14 protein-coding genes are annotated in these 19,130 nt (G+C 71.1%); 5 read left to right on the top strand and 9 right to left on the bottom strand.

The window, feature by feature from the left end; all coding sequences use genetic code 11:
* Window positions 1-202: 202 nt before the first annotated feature.
* Window positions 203-826 (bottom strand): TetR/AcrR family transcriptional regulator, encoded by a 624-nt coding sequence (locus D9V36_RS27340; protein WP_129296084.1) that lies wholly within the window; start codon window positions 824-826, stop codon window positions 203-205.
* A 146-nt stretch (window positions 827-972) separates the two neighbouring features.
* Between D9V36_RS27340 and D9V36_RS27335 the strand changes: the two genes are divergently transcribed.
* Complete coding sequence (locus D9V36_RS27335) at window positions 973-1,908, top strand: ABC transporter permease (RefSeq protein ID WP_129296083.1); 936 nt, start codon at window positions 973-975, stop codon at window positions 1,906-1,908.
* Window positions 1,909-1,939: 31 nt separating this feature from the next.
* On the top strand, window positions 1,940-2,737 hold the full coding sequence (locus D9V36_RS27330) for an ABC transporter ATP-binding protein (protein ID WP_129296082.1): 798 nt from the start codon (window positions 1,940-1,942) through the stop codon (window positions 2,735-2,737).
* A gap of 87 nt (window positions 2,738-2,824) precedes the next feature.
* On the opposite strand, the gene D9V36_RS27325 is transcribed toward D9V36_RS27330, so the two are convergent.
* The 4 genes from D9V36_RS27325 to D9V36_RS42710 all read right to left on the bottom strand — a co-directional run bounded on the left by D9V36_RS27325 (window position 2,825) and on the right by D9V36_RS42710 (window position 9,874).
* Window positions 2,825-7,780: an NAD-glutamate dehydrogenase gene (locus D9V36_RS27325; RefSeq protein WP_129296081.1), complete on the bottom strand. Its 4,956-nt coding sequence runs from the start codon at window positions 7,778-7,780 to the stop codon at window positions 2,825-2,827.
* A gap of 423 nt (window positions 7,781-8,203) precedes the next feature.
* Window positions 8,204-8,869: an HAD family hydrolase gene (locus D9V36_RS27320; RefSeq protein ID WP_129296080.1), complete on the bottom strand. Its 666-nt coding sequence runs from the start codon at window positions 8,867-8,869 to the stop codon at window positions 8,204-8,206.
* A 106-nt stretch (window positions 8,870-8,975) separates the two neighbouring features.
* Window positions 8,976-9,482 carry a DUF6912 family protein gene (locus tag D9V36_RS27315; RefSeq protein WP_129296079.1) on the bottom strand — a complete coding sequence of 169 codons (507 nt, stop codon included), beginning with the start codon at window positions 9,480-9,482 and terminating at the stop codon, window positions 8,976-8,978.
* Between the two features lie 263 nt (window positions 9,483-9,745).
* Window positions 9,746-9,874, bottom strand: a complete 129-nt coding sequence (locus tag D9V36_RS42710) for a hypothetical protein (RefSeq protein WP_277753471.1) — start codon at window positions 9,872-9,874, stop codon at window positions 9,746-9,748.
* Between the two features lie 103 nt (window positions 9,875-9,977).
* Between D9V36_RS42710 and D9V36_RS42230 the strand changes: the two genes are divergently transcribed.
* A complete protein-coding gene (locus tag D9V36_RS42230) occupies window positions 9,978-10,700 on the top strand; it encodes an Rv3235 family protein (RefSeq protein WP_241721060.1) in 723 nt (240 codons plus the stop codon).
* Window positions 10,701-10,870: 170 nt separating this feature from the next.
* On the opposite strand, the gene secA is transcribed toward D9V36_RS42230, so the two are convergent.
* Window positions 10,871-13,687 (bottom strand): preprotein translocase subunit SecA, encoded by a 2,817-nt coding sequence (gene secA / locus D9V36_RS27300; protein ID WP_129296078.1) that lies wholly within the window; start codon window positions 13,685-13,687, stop codon window positions 10,871-10,873.
* A gap of 252 nt (window positions 13,688-13,939) precedes the next feature.
* On the opposite strand from secA, the gene D9V36_RS27295 reads away from it, so the two are divergent.
* Window positions 13,940-14,590 (top strand): GNAT family N-acetyltransferase, encoded by a 651-nt coding sequence (locus D9V36_RS27295; protein WP_129296077.1) that lies wholly within the window; start codon window positions 13,940-13,942, stop codon window positions 14,588-14,590.
* Between the two features lie 183 nt (window positions 14,591-14,773).
* Window positions 14,774-16,003, top strand: a complete 1,230-nt coding sequence (locus D9V36_RS27290) for a winged helix-turn-helix domain-containing protein (protein ID WP_129296076.1) — start codon at window positions 14,774-14,776, stop codon at window positions 16,001-16,003.
* Window positions 16,004-16,138: 135 nt separating this feature from the next.
* On the opposite strand, the gene D9V36_RS27285 is transcribed toward D9V36_RS27290, so the two are convergent.
* From D9V36_RS27285 to D9V36_RS27270, 3 genes are all read right to left on the bottom strand, one after another.
* Window positions 16,139-16,900, bottom strand: coding sequence for a response regulator (locus D9V36_RS27285; protein ID WP_129296075.1), 762 nt, complete (start codon window positions 16,898-16,900; stop codon window positions 16,139-16,141).
* Between the two features lie 230 nt (window positions 16,901-17,130).
* Window positions 17,131-17,820: a ribosome hibernation-promoting factor, HPF/YfiA family gene (gene hpf / locus D9V36_RS27280; RefSeq protein WP_129296074.1), complete on the bottom strand. Its 690-nt coding sequence runs from the start codon at window positions 17,818-17,820 to the stop codon at window positions 17,131-17,133.
* Between the two features lie 293 nt (window positions 17,821-18,113).
* Window positions 18,114-18,842 (bottom strand): ComF family protein, encoded by a 729-nt coding sequence (locus D9V36_RS27270; protein ID WP_129296072.1) that lies wholly within the window; start codon window positions 18,840-18,842, stop codon window positions 18,114-18,116.
* Between the last annotated feature and the right edge of the window lie 288 nt (window positions 18,843-19,130).

Genomic DNA, 19,130 nt, shown 5'->3' with positions numbered 1-19,130 from the left:
CCCGGATCCCTCGGACGACGCAAGCGTCCGCGCCTGCATCCGCTCCCCCGGGTGCGCCGCCCCAGGGAATACCCGCCCCGCCCCGCCTCGTTTTGGCCCGAAGGGGGCCTCGCACCCCCTACGGGATCCGTTCGCCCCCGCCCTAAGGGCCCCGCCGAGAACCAACCGGCGCTCCGCCCGCCGACGCCCCGGCCCGCCGCCCTCACTCCGCCCCGAGCGCCGCCACCACCGAGGCCGCCAGCGCGTCGAGATACCCCTTGGGCACCTCGTCGCGGACGACCAGCAGCCGCCAGTACAGCGGCCCGGTCAGCAGATCCAGGGCCAGCCGGCCGTCCGCCCCGGCCGGGATCTCCCCGCGTTCGACGGCGCGCGCCACCATCGCCGCGGCCATGCCCTCCTGGCTGTCGTGCAGCGCGGCCTTGAGCGCGCTCGCCAGCTCGGGGCTGCGGGCCGCCTCCGCCAGCAGGTCCGGAATGATCTGTGAGGCCATCGGGTGCCGCAGCGCCCGGGCCGCGACCTCCAGCAGCATCCGTACATCGCCGGACAGCGAGCCGGTGTCCGGCGTCGGCATCCCCGCCGCGGCCACCGCGGAGACCACATCGAGCACGAGGTGCAGCTTGGAGCGCCACCGCCGGTAGACGGCGGTCTTGCCCACCCCCGCGCGCCGTGCGATGCCCTCGATCGACATCCGGGCGAAGCCCGCCGCGGCGAGCTCTTCGAAGACCGCGGCGCGGATCGCCTCGGTCTTGTCCTCGCGTAGTACGGCGGCGCCTGCCGGGGTCCGGCGCGCCGCCGCGGAGTCGTTCCCGCTGCCGTCTTGTGCCATGCCTTGAGCATAGCGTCACGACGCTACGGTTGCGTTTCGACGTGGGCACCCTTTAGTGTCGACGTCGCGACGATACGGCCCCGTTCCGTCGTATGGCTCCGTTCTCGTTCCCCCGCCCCCGTACGCAAGCGAAAGCGGCCTCCTCCATGCCCCAGACCCTCGCGCCCCCGGCCCCGACGCCCACCCGGGCGCCCGCCCCCGGCGCCTCCCCCGATCCCGAGCTGCGCGCGCTGGCCGAACGACACGGCCTCACGGTGAGCGGCGCCCGCCCCTCGCTGCCGGAGTACACCCGGCAGCTGTGGCACCGGCGGCACTTCATCACCTCGTTCGCCAGCGCCAAGCTCACCGCGATGTACACCACCGCCAAGCTCGGCCAGCTCTGGCAGGTCCTGACCCCCCTGCTCAACGCGGCCGTCTACTACTTGATCTTCGGTGTGCTGATCGGCACCAAGAGGGGCGTCCCGGACTACGTCCCGTTCCTGGTGACCGGCGTCTTCGTCTTCACCTTCCTGCAGAACTCGGTGATGGCCGGCACCCGGGCGATCTCCGGCAACCTCGGCCTGGTGCGCGCGCTGCACTTCCCCCGCGCCTGCCTGCCGATCTCGTTCTGCCTGGCACAGCTCCAGCAACTGCTGTACTCGATGGGCGTGCTGGCGGTCATCCTGCTGTGCTTCGGGCAGGTCCCGACCTGGTCGTGGCTGCTGGTCGTGCCGGCGCTGACCCTGCAGTTCGTCTTCAACACCGGCCTGGCGATGGTCATGGCGCGGATGGGCGCGAAGACCCCGGACCTGGCGCAGCTGATGCCCTTCATCATGCGGACCTGGATGTACGCGTCCGGCGTGATGTTCAGCATCAGCGTGATCCTGCAGGGCAAGCACCTCCCGCAGTTCGTGGTGGTGCTGCTGAACGGCAACCCCGCCGCGGTCTACATCGACCTGATGCGCTTCGCCCTGATCGACAGCTTCACCGCGAAGCAACTGCCGCCGCACGTCTGGGCGTTCGCGGCCGGCTGGGCCCTGCTGGCCGGTGTGGCGGGCTTTGTGTACTTCTGGAAGGCCGAGGAGCGGTACGGACGTGGCTGAGGTCATGACGGAGCAGAGGAACGGTACGGACATGACCGAGCGCACCAACGGCACCCGCCCGGCACAGACCGCCGAGGCCCGCGTCCCCACGGTGATCGCGGACGACCTGCACATCGTCTACCGCGTCTACGGCACCGGCGCGGGCAAGGGCAGCGCCACCGCGGCGCTGAACCGGATCGTGCGCCGCAAGCCCTCCACGGGCGTGCGCGAGGTGCATGCGGTCAAGGGGGTTTCCTTCACCGCCTACCGCGGTGAGTCGATCGGCCTGATCGGCTCCAACGGTTCGGGCAAGTCGACGCTGCTCAAGGCGGTCGCCGGCCTGCTGCCCGCCGAGCGCGGCAAGGTCTACACCCACGGCCAGCCCTCGCTGCTGGGCGTCAACGCGGCCCTGATGAACGACCTGACCGGCGAGAAGAACGTCCTGCTGGGCGGCCTGGCCATGGGCATGAGCCGCGAACAGGTCCGCGAGCGCTACGACGGCATCGTCGACTTCTCCGGCATCAACGAGAAGGGCGACTTCATCTCGCTGCCGATGCGCACCTACTCCTCCGGCATGGCCGCCCGCCTGCGGTTCTCCATCGCCGCCGCCAAGGACCACGACGTCCTGATGATCGACGAGGCGCTGGCCACCGGCGACCGCAGCTTCCAGAAGCGCTCCGAGGCCCGCATCCGCGAACTGCGCAAGGAGGCCGGCACGGTCTTCCTCGTCAGCCACAACAACAAGTCCATCCGCGACACCTGCGACCGGACCCTGTGGCTGGAACACGGCGAACTCCTGATGGACGGCCCGACGGACGAGGTCATCGAGGCCTACGAGGCGCACCGCTAGGCGGTGTCCGCGGGAACGGGAACGGCCCCGGAAGCATGAGCTTCCGGGGCCGTTCGCCGTGGCGCGGGCGTCAGCCGTGGCGCGGCATCAGCTGTGGGTGCGCAGCAGCGTGCGCATCGTGCGCATGGCCACGGACAGGTTCGCCAGGTCGAACCCTTCCGAGCCGTAGATCTCCTCCAGCGTCGCCCGCGCGCGGCTGAGGATCGCCGCGTTGGCCTGCTCCCAGGCCTTGAACCGCTGCTCCGGCGTCGAGGTGCCGTTGCCCTCCGACAGCACGTCGGCGGTCAGCGCCGCATGGGCCGCGAACAGGTCCTCGCGGATCGAGGCGCGGGCCATCGACTGCCAGCGGTCGTTGCGCGGCAGCTCCAGGATGCGGTCCAGGAGCTGGTTGATCCGCAGCCGCTCGCCCAGGTCGTAGTAGACCTCGGCGACGGCCAGCGGCTCCTTGCTCATCCGGTCCGCGACGGCGACGATGTCCAGCGCCGGGAAGACCGACGAGAAGCCGGACACCTGGACGGCCAGCGCCTCGGGCACGCCCGCGGCGGTCAGCTCCTCCAGGATCGCCTGGAACCACTCCAGGTCGCCGCCCTGCAGCAGGTTCGGCAGTTCCTTCCAGAGCCCGGCGACCCGCTCGGCGAAGAAGCCGATGGTCTCCGACAGCTCCAGCGGCTGCGGGCGGTTGTTGAGCAGCCAGCGGGTGCCGCGCTCGACCAGCCGCCGCGAGTGCAGCCGGATCCGGGTCTGGACATCGGCCGCGACGACATTGTCGAGCGCTTCGACGTCGTCCCAGACCTGGTTCAGCCCGAAGATCGCACGGGCCGCGGTGTGCGCCCGCACGACCTCTTCGAGGGAGGCCCCGGTCTCCTCCCGCATCCGGTGCAGGAAGCTCGTACCGCCGGTGTTGACGGTGTCGTTGACCAGCACCGTCGTGACGATCTCACGGCGCAGCGCATGCCCGTCGACCTGCTCGGCGAAGCGCTCGTGGAGCGCCGAGGGGAAGTAGGCGTGCAGCAGCCGCTGGAGGTAGGGGTCGTCCGGCAGCCCGGTCTGGATCAGCGACTCGGCGACCGTGATCTTGGTGTACGCCAGGAGCACCGCGGTCTCGGGCTGGGTCAGCCCGCGCCCGGCGTTCAGCCGCTCACGGATCTGCCGGTCGGTGGGCAGGAACTCCAGCGCCCGGTCCAGGTCGCCGTCGCGCACCAGGCGGCGCATGAAGCGCTGCTGGGCGTGGAGCATGCTGGAGGACTGGGCGAGAGCCAGCGCCAGTGCGGTGTTCTGCGCGTAGTTGTTGCGCAGCACCAGCGCGCCGACCTCGTCGGTCATCTCGGCCAGCAGCTTGTTGCGCTGCTTGACGGTCATATCGCCGTCCGCGACCACGGCGTTGAGCAGGATCTTGATGTTCACCTCGTGGTCGGAGGTGTCCACACCGGCGCTGTTGTCGATCGCATCGGTGTTGATCCTGCCGCCCGCCATGGCGAACTCGATCCGGCCCAGCTGGGTCAGGCCCAGGTTGCCGCCCTCGCCGACGACCTTGACCCGCAGGTCCTCGCCGTTGACCCGGATGGCGTCGTTGGACTTGTCGCCCACATCGGCGTCGGTCTCCGCCGAGGACTTCACATACGTCCCGATGCCGCCGTTCCACAGCAGGTCGACCGGCGCCTTGAGGATGGCCTGCATCAGGTCGGCGGGCGTCATCTTCTTGACCCCGGCGTCGATGCCGAGCGCGGCCCGCACCTGCGCGTTGATCTGGATGGACTTGGCCGAGCGCGGGTGGATGCCGCCGCCCTGGGACAGCAGCTCGGTGTTGTAGTCCGCCCAGGAGGAACGGGACAGTTCGAAGAGCCGGCGGCGTTCGGCGTAGGAGGTCGCCGCGTCCGGGTTCGGGTCGATGAAGATGTGCCGGTGGTCGAAGGCGGCGACCAGCCGGATGTGCTCGCTGAGCAGCATGCCGTTGCCGAAAACGTCACCGGACATGTCGCCGACGCCGACCGCGGTGAAGTCCTCGGTCTGGGTGTCGTGGCCCAGCTCGCGGAAGTGGCGCTTGACCGACTCCCAGGCGCCGCGGGCGGTGATGCCCATGCCCTTGTGGTCGTAGCCGGCGCTGCCGCCGGAGGCGAAGGCGTCACCGAGCCAGAAGCCGTACGACTCGGCGACCTCGTTGGCGATGTCGGAGAACGTCGCGGTGCCCTTGTCGGCGGCGACGACCAGGTAGGTGTCGTCCTCGTCGTGCCGGACGACGTTCTGCGGGTGGACGACCTCGCCGCCGACGAGGTTGTCGGTGATGTCCAGCAGACCGGAGATGAAGGTCTTGTAGCAGGCGATGCCCTCGGCCAGCCAGGCGTCCCGGTCCTGCGAGGGGTCCGGGAGCTGCTTGCCGACGAAGCCGCCCTTGGCGCCGACCGGCACGATGACGGTGTTCTTGACCATCTGCGCCTTGACCAGGCCCAGGATCTCCGTACGGAAGTCCTCCCGGCGGTCCGACCAGCGCAGACCACCGCGCGCGACCTTGCCGAACCGCAGGTGGACGCCCTCGACCTTCGGGGAGTACACCCAGATCTCGTACGCCGGGCGGGGCGCCGGCAGGTCGGGGATGGCCTGCGGGTCCAGCTTCATGGACAGGTAGGCGTGCGGCCGGCCCTCGCTGTCCTTCTGGTAGTGGTTGGTGCGCAGGGTCGCCTTGATGACGGTGAGGAAGGAGCGCAGGATCCGGTCCTCGTCCAGGGAGGCGACCTGGTCGAGCGCGGCGTCCAGCTCCTCCAGCAGGGCGTCGGTCAGCTCCGTGCCGGCCCGCTGCCGGCCGGGGGACATCCGCGCCTCGAAGAGGGAGACCAGCAGCCGGGTGGTGTGGACGTTGTTGGAGAGGGTGTCCTCCATGTACGTCTGGCTGAAGGTCGCACCGGCCTGCCGCAGGTACTTGGCGTAGGCCCGCAGGACCATCGCCTGGCGCCAGTTGAGGCCCGCCCGCAGCACCAACGTGTTGAAGTTGTCGCTCTCGGCCGCGCCGGTCCACACCGCGGTGAACGCGTCCTGGAAGCGCTCGCGCGCGTCGTCGCCCTTGACGTGCTCGGGCATCCGCAGCCCGAAGTCGTAGACCCAGGCGATGGTGGAGTCGGCGCAGCGCAGCTCGTGCGGGCGCTCGTCGACGACCTCGACGCCCAGGCGGTTCAGGCCGGGCAGCACCCGCGACAGCGAGACCGGCTCGCCCCTGCGGTAGATCTTGAAGCGGCGCTCGCCCGGGCCCGCATTGACCGGCTCGTAGAGGCTGACGGAGAAGTCGTGGCCGGGCTCGCCGGTGAGCTTCTCCAGGTGCTGGAGGTCGGCGACGGCGCTGCGCGGGCTGTTGTCGGCCTTGTAGCCCTCGGGGAAGGCGTGGCCGTAGCGGCGCAGCAGCTCGGCGGCGCGCTCCTCGCCGACCTCGGCGGTCAGCGCCTCGCCGAAGCCGTCGGCCCACGAGCGGGCGGCCTCCACCAGCCGGCTTTCGAGGCGGTCGGCGGCGGCGTCGGTGAGCTCGGGAAGGCTGGCGCCGGGCTCGACCCGGATGACGAAGTGCAGCCGGGAGAGGATCGACTCGGTGTTCCAGGCGGTGAAGTCGACGCTGGTGCCGCCGAGCTCTTCCTTGAGGATGTCGATCAGGCGCAGCCGCACCGCGGTGGTGTAGCGGTCGCGCGGGAGGTAGACCAGCGCGGAGTAGTAGCGGCCGTACTCGTCCTGGCGGAGGTAGAGCCGCAGCCGGCGGCGTTCTTGCAGGTAGAGGACGCTGGTGGCGATGGAGCGCAGCTCGTCGACCGGGGTCTGGAACAGCTCGTCGCGCGGGTAGGTCTCCAGGATCTGCAGCAGGTCGCGGCCGTCGTGGCTGTCGGGGCTGAACCCGGCGCCCTCCAGGACCTCGGCGACCTTGCGGCGGATGACCGGGACGCGGCGCACGGACTCGGTGTACGCGGCCGAGGAGAACAGGCCCAGGAAGCGCCGCTCACCGATGACATTGCCCTCGGCGTCGAACTTCTTGACGCCGACGTAGTCGAGGTAGGAGGGGCGGTGGACGGTGGCGCGGCTGTTGGCCTTGGTCAGGATGAGCAGCTTGTGCTCACGGGCCTTGGCGCGGGCGTCCGCGGGCAGCCGGTTGAAGGACGGCGAGACGGGGTGGCCGTCGGCGCTCTCGTGGTGCGGCGGGTCGGCGCGCAGGATGCCCAGGCCCGTGCCGGGCACGGCGGTCAGCACGTCCTCGTCGACGCCGCCCTCACCGGGCACCGAGGCCAGCTCGTACTCGCGGTAGCCGAGGAAGGTGAAGTGGTCGGCGGACAGCCACCGCAGCAGTTCCTGGGCCTCCTCGATGTCCTCGCCGCGCAGATCGCCGGCGATCGGCTCGGCGGGCAGCGCATCGGCGATACGGCCGGCGGCGGCGCGCATCTTCTCCCAGTCCTCGACGGCCTCGCGGACGTCGGACAGCACCCGCAGCAGGTCCGCGGTGATCTGCTTCAGGTCCTCGCGGTCGGTCTCGCGGTCCATCTCGACATGGATCCAGGACTCGGTGACCGCGTCGTGCGGCAGCTTCGCGCCCTTGCCGTTCTTGCTGTGTGCGTCGCAGCTGGAGTCGAAGACCTCGATGAGCTTGCCGGTGACATCACGGCGGACGATCACCTGCGGGTGGATCACGACATGGATGCCGCGGCCCTGCCGGGAGAGCTCGTTGGTGACCGAGTCGACCAGGAACGGCATGTCGTCGGTGACGACCTCGACGACGGAGTGGCTGCAGGTCCAGCCGTTCTCCTCGACCGTCGGGGTGTGCACCCGGACGTTCGCGGTGCCCTGAGGACGCATCTCCGCGAGGCGGTAGTGGGAGAGCGCGGCGCCGAAGACGTCGACCGGGTCGCGGCCGGTCAGGTCCTCGGGCGCGGTGTGCAGGTAGTAGCGCTGGAGGTATCCCGCAAGGGTGTCCGGGTCGAGCCCCCGTACCGGGTGCTTACCCCCGGCCGGGCTGCTCTCTACGACCCGGGCGGCCCTGGCGAGCAGCTCGGTCTTGGCTTCGTCCAGCTTGGTCTGCATGTCCTCTGGCTCCTGTCGCGCGCCGTTGCGTGACGTTGTGGAAGAACGTGATGGAAGCCGCACAACGCCGCCGCGACGCGAGGTGTCCTGTCGCTGTCGACGCTATGCCGCGATGAGAGAGGGCCGTGCCGTTATCGACAGTTCTTGACGAAGTCGACGGGGAGTGTCGGCCGCAAAGACCAGCGACCGCCCGGTCACGGTGGTGCCCCGGGCGCACGGCAGGGGCCTCGATGCCCCCGCGGGTTATCGCGCTGATCACGGTGCAAGGCTATCGCTCTCCACGCGGCTGCCGTCATGGGCCTTGTGCGTACAAATCCTCGGCCCGAACTTAGACCTTCTGGACAACGGCGCGGCGGGGCGGAGTGTGCGTGGCGTGCGCGCCGCCCGGCGTCCCGGGGCCGCGGGAACAGGCCCCCTGGACGATCACCGGACGGCTATCTCGCCTGCCAGCCCGACCGCCTCGGCGAGCGTGTCCACCACCGGCACCCCGGCGGCCGCCAGGCTCCCCCGGCTGTGCGATCCGCCCGTGTAGAGCACCGCATGCGCGCCCGCGTCCCGCGCGGCCACGGCATCGTCCACGGCGTCACCGATCACCACCGTACGCGCCGGATCCACGCCCTCCATCGCCGCCAGATGCCGCACCATGTGCGCGCTCTTGGTGCCCCCGGACGGCCCGGTCCTGCCCTCCACACGTACGAACCGCGACTCGATCCCGAAGTCGCGCACGATCGGCAGCAGCTCGTCGTGCCCGTACATGCTCAGAATCGACTGGCTGCGTCCGGCCGTCTGCCACCCCTCCAGGAGCATTTCCACGCCCTCGGCGAGCGCACAGCCCAGGCGGTGCGTGTTGTAGTGGCGGTGGAACGCCTCGTCCATCACCAGCCACTCGGCGTCCGTGGGCAGGCGTCCCATCAGCCGCTCGTAGAACCGCGGCACGGGCACGCAGTACAGGTCCCGGTACGTCTCGAGGGTGATCGGCTCCAGTCCGATCTCCGCGAAGGCGGAGTTCGTCGCCCCGATGACGGCGTCGATGTCATGGAACAGGGTGCCGTTCCAGTCCCAGACGATGTGTGTCGCGTGCTTCCCCATGTGGTCCCCCACGTCGTTCTCCGTGCGTTTCCCCCTGAAGAAAAAGTACCCGCCGCCACTGACAACGGCGCCGGGTCCGCCGGGCCGGAGCCGCGGACCGGCAGCCTCATCCGATCAGCTGCGGGATCTCCTGCACCCCGAACCACATGAGGTCGTGGTCCTCCGCGCCGTCGACCGTGAACTGCGCATCGTCATCGCCCTGGTCCGCCGCGCCGAGCGCCGCGGCGGCCGCCGCGATGTCCGCCTCCGCGTCCGCGGCGTCCACATGCACCGCGGCGGCCTTCGACAGCAGCACAGGACCGGCGACCCGCACCTCGCCCAGCGCCGACTGGTCCAGCCCCCGGTCCGGATCCGCCACCGCGGCACCGTCCGCCACGTCCACGGCCACCACCACGCGCCGCCGCGCCAGGTCCGGGTGCCCGGCGAGCAGCCGCAGCGAGGCCTGTGCGGCGCGGTTCAGCGCGGCGTACTCCAGCTCCTCGATGTCGTCCGAGACGTACCACTCGCGCAGCGCGGGCGTGACGGCGTACGCGTCCAGGGGGCCGGGGCCCAGTTCGCCGTTCTTGTGCGCCGCTGCGAGACCGGAAAGGGTCAGGGGGACATAGACGCGCATGGCAGCCGCTTCCGCTCGATTCGCTCGACTCCGAAGATTGTCCCGCCAGCATACGGGCGCGAGTCCCCCATCGTGCCGCCCCGGCACCCCCCGGGCCGCCCGCCGGGAGCCCGGCTTCCACCCCGCTCCCGAGGCCTCGCCACAAGCCCGCACCACGGACGGGTGAACTCTTCGCCCCCTTCCTCCCGGTCTCTTCGCGCCTTGCTGCCGTCCCGGCCGCGCCGGTACGAAGTTCCCCACCAAGAAAGCTACCGCCCAGTAATTCACGGGCCCGGCACAACGGGGGCGATCAGCAGCATGACCGGCACGAACGGCACCACGGCGCACACCACACCCACCACAGCCGCGGGCAGGGAGCGCACGGAGCGGCCCACGACGCCCGCCCCGTGCATGCCGTCCACTCCGCCCGCAGGCGCCACACCTCGTCCGCCTGCAGGCGCCACAGCTGCTCCGTCCGCCGGCACCACGCCCGCTCCCTCTGCCGGCATCGCGCCCGTGCCCTCCACCGGCGCCACGGGCGATGACGGCGGTCCTCGCACCCGCCCCACCGGCGCACCGGAAGCGGCCCCCACGGTCCCCCGGCCCCGCCGCTCTCCAGCCGACCGCCGCTCGCCCTCCGACCGCCGCCCCCTCGGCCCCGCCGGGAGCGGCCCCGGCGCGCCCGGCCGGGGCACCGGTCCGGGGCGCCGCGGCCCCGGTTCCGCAGGCCGCGGCCCCACCCGTGACGCATCACGCCCCGGCCGCCCCGCCGCCCTGGCCGCCGCCGCGAGCCGGCGGACCGGCACCCCGGCCCCGGCCACGCCCGTGAACGCGGCCGGCGTCCCCCTGCCGACCGCCGGGGCGCAGCGCAGGGCGCACGAGAGCCGGCCGCATCACTGGTTCGCCCATCAGCTGGTGCTCGCGCTCAGCGGGCAGCGCCCCGTCCACGCCCTGCTGGGGCATGCCCTGCCCGCCGCCTACGACCGGCTGGCGGAGCTCGCCCCACAGGCGCCGCTGCGGCCGGTCACGGCGTCCGGCCGGCGCGGAGAGGCCCCCACCGTGCGCGACTGCGGACTGTGCCGGCCGCGCCGCGGCGTCATCGAGGCCTTCGCCCGGATCGCGGCGGACGGGCGGCTGCGGGCCCTGGCCTTCCGGCTGGAGCTGGGCGCCGACTCCCGGTGGCGCTGCGCCGCCCTCGACATCGGCCCGTCCCCGGCCCTCAGCGGCCCGGCCTTCTGACCTGCCCGGCAGCGCAGCTGACGCCCCGCCCGGCAGCGGACCCGACCGGCCTGCAGACGCCCCGCCGGCAGCGGTCCCGTCCGGCAGCACAAAGGCGCCCCGGCCGTTCTCCGGCCGGGGCGCCCTCGTTCACACGGCCGGGGCATCAGCTGCCCGGACCGCCTCCTCGCTCACTTCTTACGGCGACGCCCGGCACTCTTCTGGGCCTTGCGCCGCTCGGCACGGGTCAGACCGTCCGCCTCGGAACGGGCCGGCACCGCCTCCTCGTCGCTGATGAAGTCGCCCTCGATGACGCTGCCGTCGCCGTCCACCTTGGGGGCGGAGAAGTGCAGCCGGTCCGGCCGCTGCGGCGCCTCCAGGCCCTTGGCGTGGATCTCCGGACGCCCGGCACCCGCGGGCACCGCCTCCTGCTCGTCCGGCGAGGCCGGCTCCTCCACCGGGACCTCCTCGACCTGCTGCTCGACCTGGACCTCCAGGTTGAACAGGTAGCCGACGGACTCCTCCTTGATGCCCTCCATCATCGCGGTGAACATGTCGAAGCCCTCGCGCTGGTACTCGACCAGCGGGTCCTTCTGGGCCATCGCCCGCAGGCCGATGCCCTCCTGGAGGTAGTCCATCTCGTAGAGGTGCTCACGCCACTTGCGGTCCAGGACGGACAGCACGACCCGGCGCTCCAGCTCCCGCATGATGTCCGAGCCCAGCTGCTCCTCGCGGGCGGCGTACTGCTCGTGGATGTCGTCCTTGGCGGCGTCGCCGATGAATTCGGCGGTGAGGCCCGCGCGGTCGCCGGCCTCGTCCTCCAGCTCCTCGACCGTCACCTTGACCGGGTAGAGCTGCTTGAACGCGCCCCACAGGCGGTCCAGGTCCCACTCCTCGGCGAAGCCCTCGACCGTCTCCGCCTGGATGTAGGCGTCGATGGTGTCCTCCATGAAGTGCGTGACCTGCTCCTGCAGGTCCTCGCCCTCCAGGACGCGGCGGCGCTCGCCGTAGATGACCTCACGCTGGCGGTTCAGCACCTCGTCGTACTTCAGGACGTTCTTCCGCGTCTCGAAGTTCTGCTGCTCGACCTGCGACTGGGCGGAGGCGATCGCCCGGGTCACCATCTTGTTCTCGATCGGTACGTCGTCGGGGACATTGGCCATCGCCATGACCCGCTCGACCATCTGCGCCTTGAACAGCCGCATCAGGTCGTCACCCAGGGAGAGGTAGAACCGCGACTCGCCCGGGTCGCCCTGACGGCCGGAGCGACCGCGCAGCTGGTTGTCGATGCGCCGGGACTCGTGCCGCTCGGTGCCCAGGACGTAGAGCCCGCCGAGCTCCTTGACCTCCTCGAACTCCGCCTTGACCGCGGCCTCGGCGCGCTCCAGGGCTGCGGGCAGCGCGGCCGCCCACTCCTCGGCGTGCTCGACCGGGTCCAGGCCGCGCTGGCGCAGCTCCGCCTCGGCGAGGTCGTCGGGGTTGCCGCCGAGCTTGATGTCCGTACCACGGCCGGCCATGTTCGTGGCGACCGTCACGGCGCCCTTGCGGCCGGCCTGCGCGATGATCGGCGCTTCCCGGTCGTGCTGCTTGGCGTTCAGCACCTCGTGGGCGACACCGCGCTTGTTGAGCTGCTGGGAGAGGTATTCGGACTTCTCGACCGAGGTGGTGCCGACCAGGATCGGCTGGCCCTTGCCGTGCTTCTCGACGATGTCCTCGACGACCGCGTCGAACTTCGCGGTCTCGGTGCGGTAGATCAGGTCCGCCTGGTCCATACGGACCATCGGGCGGTTCGTCGGGATCGGGACGACACCGAGCTTGTAGATCTGGTGGAACTCGGAGGCCTCGGTCATGGCCGTACCGGTCATGCCGGAGAGCTTGTCGTAGAGGCGGAAGAAGTTCTGCAGGGTGATCGTGGCGAGGGTCTGGTTCTCGTCCTTGATCTCCACGCCCTCCTTCGCCTCGATGGCCTGGTGCATGCCCTCGTTGTAGCGGCGGCCGGCGAGGATACGGCCGGTGTGCTCGTCGACGATCATGACTTCGCCGTCGATGACGACGTAGTCCTTGTCGTTCTTGAAGAGCTCCTTGGCCTTGATCGCGTTGTTGAGGTAGCCGACGAGCGGGGTGTTCACGGACTCGTACAGGTTGTCGATGCCCAGCCAGTCCTCGACCTTGCTGACACCGGACTCGTGGATACCGACGGTGCGCTTCTTCTCGTCGACGTCGTAGTCGCCGGTCTCCTCGATGCCGCGCTGCGGGTTGGCGGCCTCGCCCCGCTTCAGGCGGCGCACCAACTTGGCGAAGTCGCCGTACCACTTGGTGGCCGAGTCCGCCGGGCCGGAGATGATCAGCGGCGTACGGGCCTCGTCGACGAGGATCGAGTCGACCTCGTCGACCACCGCGAAGTTATGGCCCCGCTGGACGAGTTCGTCCTGCGACCAGGCCATGTTGTCACGCAGGTAGTCGAAGCCGAACTCGTTGTTCGTGCCGTAGGTGATGTCGCAGTTGTACTGCTCACGGCGCTGGGCCGGGGTCATGTCGGCGAGGATGCAACCGACGGTCAGGCCCAGGAACTTGTGGACGCGGCCCATCATCTCGGAGTCGCGCTCGGCCAGGTAGTCGTTCACCGTGATCAGGTGGACGCCCTTGCCGGACAGGGCGTTGAGATACGTCGGGAGGGTACCGACCAGGGTCTTGCCCTCACCGGTCTTCATCTCGGCGACGTACCCCAGGTGAAGGGCCGCGCCGCCCATCAGCTGGACGTCGTAGTGCCGCTGGCCGAGCACGCGCTTGGCGGCCTCGCGGACCGTGGCGAACGCCTCGGGCAGCAGATCGTCGAGGCTCTCGCCGTCGGCGTAGCGCTCCTTGTACTCATCCGTGAGGGCGCGCAGCTCCGCGTCGGAGAGCGCCGCGAAGTCCTCCTCGATGGAGTTGACCTGGCCCGCGATGCGGTGCAGTTTGCGCAGGATCTTTCCTTCGCCTGCACGCATGATCTTCGTCAAGACGGACACTTGGGCTGGTCTCCTTGCCGGTCGGGCCTGCACGGTCGAGTGCGCGGGCGCGGCATTTTTCCAAGGGGGCAGGCCCCGCCGCAACGGCCATCGTAAAGGAGGACGCTGCCGGGCCGGGAGGTCCGCCGCAGCGAACCCCGCTGTCCCCTCCCCAGCGTGAACGCACGAGGCCACGAGAAGGTGCCGGGCAGGTGCCGGGAATCGCGCGGAAAACCCTTCGCCACGCTGCGCGGCACCTTGCAGACTCACGTCATGGAGCCCGTCACCCTCGCCACCGAGCGCCTTGTGCTGCGTCCCTTCGAGCCCTCCGACGCGCCCGCGGTGCATGCCGCGTGCCAGGAGCCCGATATTCCACGCTGGACGAGTGTCCCGTCACCGTACGGCATCGAGGACGCGGAGCATTTCGTGGGCACCGTCTCTCCCGAGGGCTGGCGCGACGACACCACGTACAACTTCGCCGTGGTCTCCCGGGCTGACGGCTCCCTGGTGGGCGCGATGGGCCTGGTACGCCTCGACCGGCTGCACACCCCCGAGCGGCAGGCCGAGCTGGGCTACTGGACCGCCAAGGAGCACCGCGGCCGCGGCTGCACCGCCGAGGCGGGCCGTGCCGTGGTGCGCTGGGGCTTCGAGGCCCTGGGAGTGGAGCGCCTGGAGTGGCACGCGGAGGCCGGAAACGAAGGCTCCCGGGCGGTGGCCCGCAAGCTCGGCTTCCACATGGAGGGCATGCTGCGCGCCAAGACGGTGCGCGACGGCACCCGCCGGGACGTCTGGATCGGCTCCCTGCTCCCGTCCGACTTGCCCGGGGAAGCCGGGGAAGCCGGGGAAGCCGGGGAGCGCGCACCGGCCGGCCGCGGCAGCACCCGCCGCCCGGACGCGACGCCGTATCTGCCCTACCCCGGCTGACGACCGGCTGACGGTGCGCGCGGCCGCTGTCCTGTCCCGGCCGGGCAGCGGCCGCGCGCACCGGCCCGGGCAGCCCGCCACGCCCCGGTGGTCCCGCGCCCGCCCGGGCGTGGGCAACGCCGCCACCAGCGGCGATTCCCGTGCCCGGGGCCGTTGTCAGTGCCCGCCCCTACGCTGTGCCGCATGACCGCCGTGACGCAGCCACCGCCTCTGCCGCAGCCTGTGACCGCCCTGTCCCGCGACGACGCCCGGCGCATGGCGCTGCGGGCGCAGGGGCTGCTGGGCGCCCCGGACCGCCGGGCCGGTGTGCGCGGGGTGCTGCGGCATCTGGGCGCGGTGCAGCTGGACACGATCTCCGTGCTGGCCCGCTCCCATGAGCTGGTGCCGTACGCCCGCCTCGGCGCCGTCGGCCGCCCCGCCGTCGAGGCCGCCTACTGGACCGCTTCCCCTTCCGGCGCGTCCGCGGCACGGCCCCACAGCTTCGAGTACTGGTCGCACGCCGCCTGCATCCTGCCCATCGAGGAGTGGCCGCACTTCGCCTTCCGCCGTCGCGCCCGGCGCGCCAAGGGCCACCGCTGGCATGTCATGGAGGACCGTGAGCGCTCGTGCGCCGCCGTCCTGGACCGCCTGAAGGCCGACGGCCCGCTGACCACCTCGGAGCTGGGTGGCGGGCGGAAGGGCGGCGAGTGGTGGGACTGGTCCGAGACCAAGATCGCGGTGGAGTGGCTGCTGGACACCGGCGAGGTGGTCTGTACCGAGCGCCGCGCCTGGAAGCGCGTCTACGACCTCGCCGAGCGCGCCGTCCCTGACGCCCTGCTCCACGACGATCTCGACGACTCCACGTGCATCCGCCGCCTGGTCGCCCAGGCCGGCGCCGCCATGGGCGTGGCCACCCGCGCCGACCTCGCGGATTACCACCGTCTCAAGGCCGAGCAGGTCGATGCCGTGGTCGCCGACTCCGGTCTGGTCCCGGTCGAGGTCGAGGGCTGGGGAAAGCCCGCCTGGGCCGATCCCGCCGCGCTGGCCGCCCCGCCCCGCGGCCGGCACCGCACCACCCTGCTCTCGCCCTTCGACTCCCTGATCTGGGACCGGCCGCGCACGGAGCGGATCTTCGGCTTCACGCACCGGCTGGAGGCGTACGTCCCCCGCCCCCGGCGGATTTACGGGTATTTCGCGATGCCCCTGCTGGCGGGCGGCCGGCTGGTGGGCCGGGTGGACCCGGCGCGCGAGGGCAGCACTCTCGTCGCCCGCCAGGTCTCGATGCAGGACGCCAAGGCCGTCGCCCCGATGGCCGGTGCCCTTCGAGAGGCCGCGACCTGGGTCGGCTGCGACGGGGTGCGCATCGAGCGCTGCGACGACCCGAAGCTGGCCACCGCACTGCGTGCGGAACTCACCCTTACGGGCGACCGGTAGTACCCGGCCGATGGCTGCGGGCGGGGCTCGCCCGCCCCCGGTCACCGGCACACCGAGGCCGTACTCACCGGGCCGACGGGGCACGGCCGGCCGTCCTCACGGGCTCACGGGCCCCCGGCTCACCGGCTCACCGGCTCACCGGATCTCGAGGATCTTCTCCCGCATCGCGTACACCACCGCTTCCATCCGGGAGTGCAACTGCAGCTTCTCCAGGATGTTGCGAACGTGGTTCTTCACCGTGTTCTCGGAGATGAAGAGTTCCTTGGCGATGTCACGGTTGTTCATGCCCGTGGCGACCAGCTTGAGGACTTCCAGCTCACGGTCGGTGAGCCGGGGCGCGGGCACCAGCCTGCGCTCGTCCGTACGCTGGATCATCGACTTGAACTCCGTCAGGAGCTTGGACGCCATCGACGGGCTGATCTGCGACTGGCCGTCCGCCACGGCGCGGATCGCGGTCGCCACCTCGTCGGTGGAGATCTCCTTGAGGAGGTAGCCGGTGGCACCGGCCTTGATCGCGTCGTAGAGATCGGCCTCTTCGTCGCTGATCGTCAGCATGATGATCTTCGCGCTGGGGGCCACCTCCTTGAGGGAGGTGCATGCCTCGATTCCGCCGCGCCTGGGCATCCGGACGTCCATCAGCACGATGTCGGGCAGCAGATCCGCGGCCTTGTCGACCGCCTCCGCACCGTCCCCCGCCTCACCGACGACCTGGATGTCCTCTTCCTGGGCCAGCACGATCTCCAGACCCCGCCGGAAGAGTGCATGATCGTCCACGACCAGGACCCGGATCGGCTCCTTGCGCGGCATGCTCATGGCCCGGCCTGCCTCGTCGTCACCGCCGGCACCGCCGTGGTCATCGTCCGCGGTGTCGCGCACAGGCCCGAAACTGTCCCCCATGGGTCCTCCCCGTCAACTACTCGGCCGCGAGGCCAGAGCTTGGAAATAAGGCTGGTTGACAACAGCCCCCTGCCGGCCCGATCGATGCCATACGACCGCCTCCCCGGCACGTCGCCGTTACGTGTCCACATACTCCCTGGTCGGCACAAACACTATACGGCTTCAACTCCTGCCCCCTCCGGGCACGATGGTGCCCCCGGCGTGCGCCGGGGGCACCGAGCGAGTGGGGTTCAGCCACCCAGCGCGCCGCCTGCGCCGCCGGGCTCCTCCTCCCCGAACAAGTCGGGGTTCAGGTGAATGACTCCGTAGTCGTAGGCGTGCCGGCGGTAGACGACACTCGGCAGCTTGGTGTCGGCGTCGACGAAGAGGTAGAAGTCGTGCCCGACCAACTCCATTTCGTTGAGCGCCTGGTCGAGCAGCATCGGCGCGGCCGAATGAGTCTTCTCGCGGACGACCAGGGGCCCTTCGCCCTGGACGTCGATACATCCCATCTTCGTGGTCGGCACCGTCTGGCCGGCCTCGGCGGCGGCCAGTTCGCCGTTGGTGTTCAGGCTCGCGGCGTCCGGCACGCTGACGGCGACCTCACTCGCCGGGATGCGGCCGTTGCCGCGACGCGAGTAGCGCTTGTCGTGCTGCTTGCGCAGACGCGCCTCGAGCTTCGCGGTGGCCAGATCCAGTGCGGCGTACGCATCGGCAGCGGCGGCCTCGGCCCGGACCACCGGGCCACGGGAGTGGAGCGTGATCTCCACCCGGTCGGAACGGTCGGCCTGCCGCGGGTTGGGCTCCTTGGACACCTCGACGTCCAGGCTGATCACCTTGGCGTCGAGCTTCTGGACTTTGTCCAGCTTCAGCTTCTCGGCCACGTGCTTACGGAACCGCTCGGGCACCTCTGTCTTGCGGCCCTTGACGACGATGTCCACGCAGAACTCCGTTCCCGGATCACTCCGCTCATCAGGCGGAGCAATTCCTTCTTGCACCAGGCTCCGGTGGTTGCCGAAGCCTCGGACTTGGCGACTTTCACCTCCTCCTCCCCCGACGACCGGCTCTCCACTCCCCCGTTTTCAGGGTCGTCGCAAACGCCCCTGAACGCACCCATCACGACATTCGAGGCAAACCACTCGCCAAGTCCTCACAACCGAACATAGCTCTCCCGGACGGATGTCGGCACCCCCTCGGAGCCCTCGGCTCCATTTGGGTGACTTTTCCTCCTCGCCTATCTGCCACGTGGTAAGGACTCCCTCGCTTCACGACCGGTGGCGAACGCACTGCGGGGTGCCGCCACGACCGCGGCTCCGATCACCCGGCCGGCGGCCGCCCTGACCGCACGGGCCGCCTCGGCGAGGGTGGCCCCCGTGGTCACCAGATCGTCCACCAGCACCACTGACCGCCCCGTCAGCAGCCTCGCGGCAGGGCCCGGCACCTCCAGTGCACCGGCGACATTCGCCAGCCGCTGGCGGGCGCTCAGTCCCGCCTGGTCGGCCACCACGCGACGCTGCCGCAGCACATCGAGCACCCGGACCCCCACGCCCGCCCGCCGCAGCTCCCCGGCCGCCCGCAGCGCCATCCTGCGCACCGGATCATGGCCGCGCCCTGCCACTGCTCTCCGGGCCGAGGGCACCGGCACCAGCAGCTGGGAGCCGGTCTCCGCCCCCAGCCCTCGCACCGCCCCGGCCAGCACCGCCCCCAGCGGCCCGGCCAGCCGCAGGGCACCCCGCTCCTTGTGGGCCAGCAGCACCGCCCGCACCTCGTCGGCATAGGGCGCGCCTGCCCACACCCGGGGCAGCCCCGCCGGGCCCGGCCACGGGCGCACCCGCTGCGCCCCGCGTCCGTCCCGCGCCAGCCCCCGGCGGCACTCCGCACACAGCTCCGTACGCGGCCGGCCACACCCCGCGCAGTCGACCGGGAGCACCAGATCTGCCAGTTCTCGCCACACCCCCTGCATGACTCCACTGTCCCGCCGTCCAGGCCCGGCCACCACCCCTGTGGATAACCGTGGCCGCGGACCTGCCGCTCCGCGGGACCTGCCGGATCTGCGGCCTGTCGGTCCGCGGGGCGTGGGCCTGGGGCGTGGGCCTGGGGCTGGGCCTGGGGCTGGGCCTGGGGCTGGGCTGCCTGGGACCTGCGGGATCAGCAGGCGCCGGTCGGCGCGGCAGCCCGCATGGCCCGGCCACCCGTCACCGTCCACCGCTCACGGTCACCGGTCACACCCACCGGCCACTGACGACCGCCC

The organism is Streptomyces lydicus, assembly GCF_004125265.1.
Lineage (GTDB): Bacteria > Actinomycetota > Actinomycetes > Streptomycetales > Streptomycetaceae > Streptomyces > Streptomyces lydicus_C.
The sequence above is the reverse complement of the archived record's forward strand: the minus strand, read 5'-3'. Positions and strand labels throughout refer to the sequence as shown.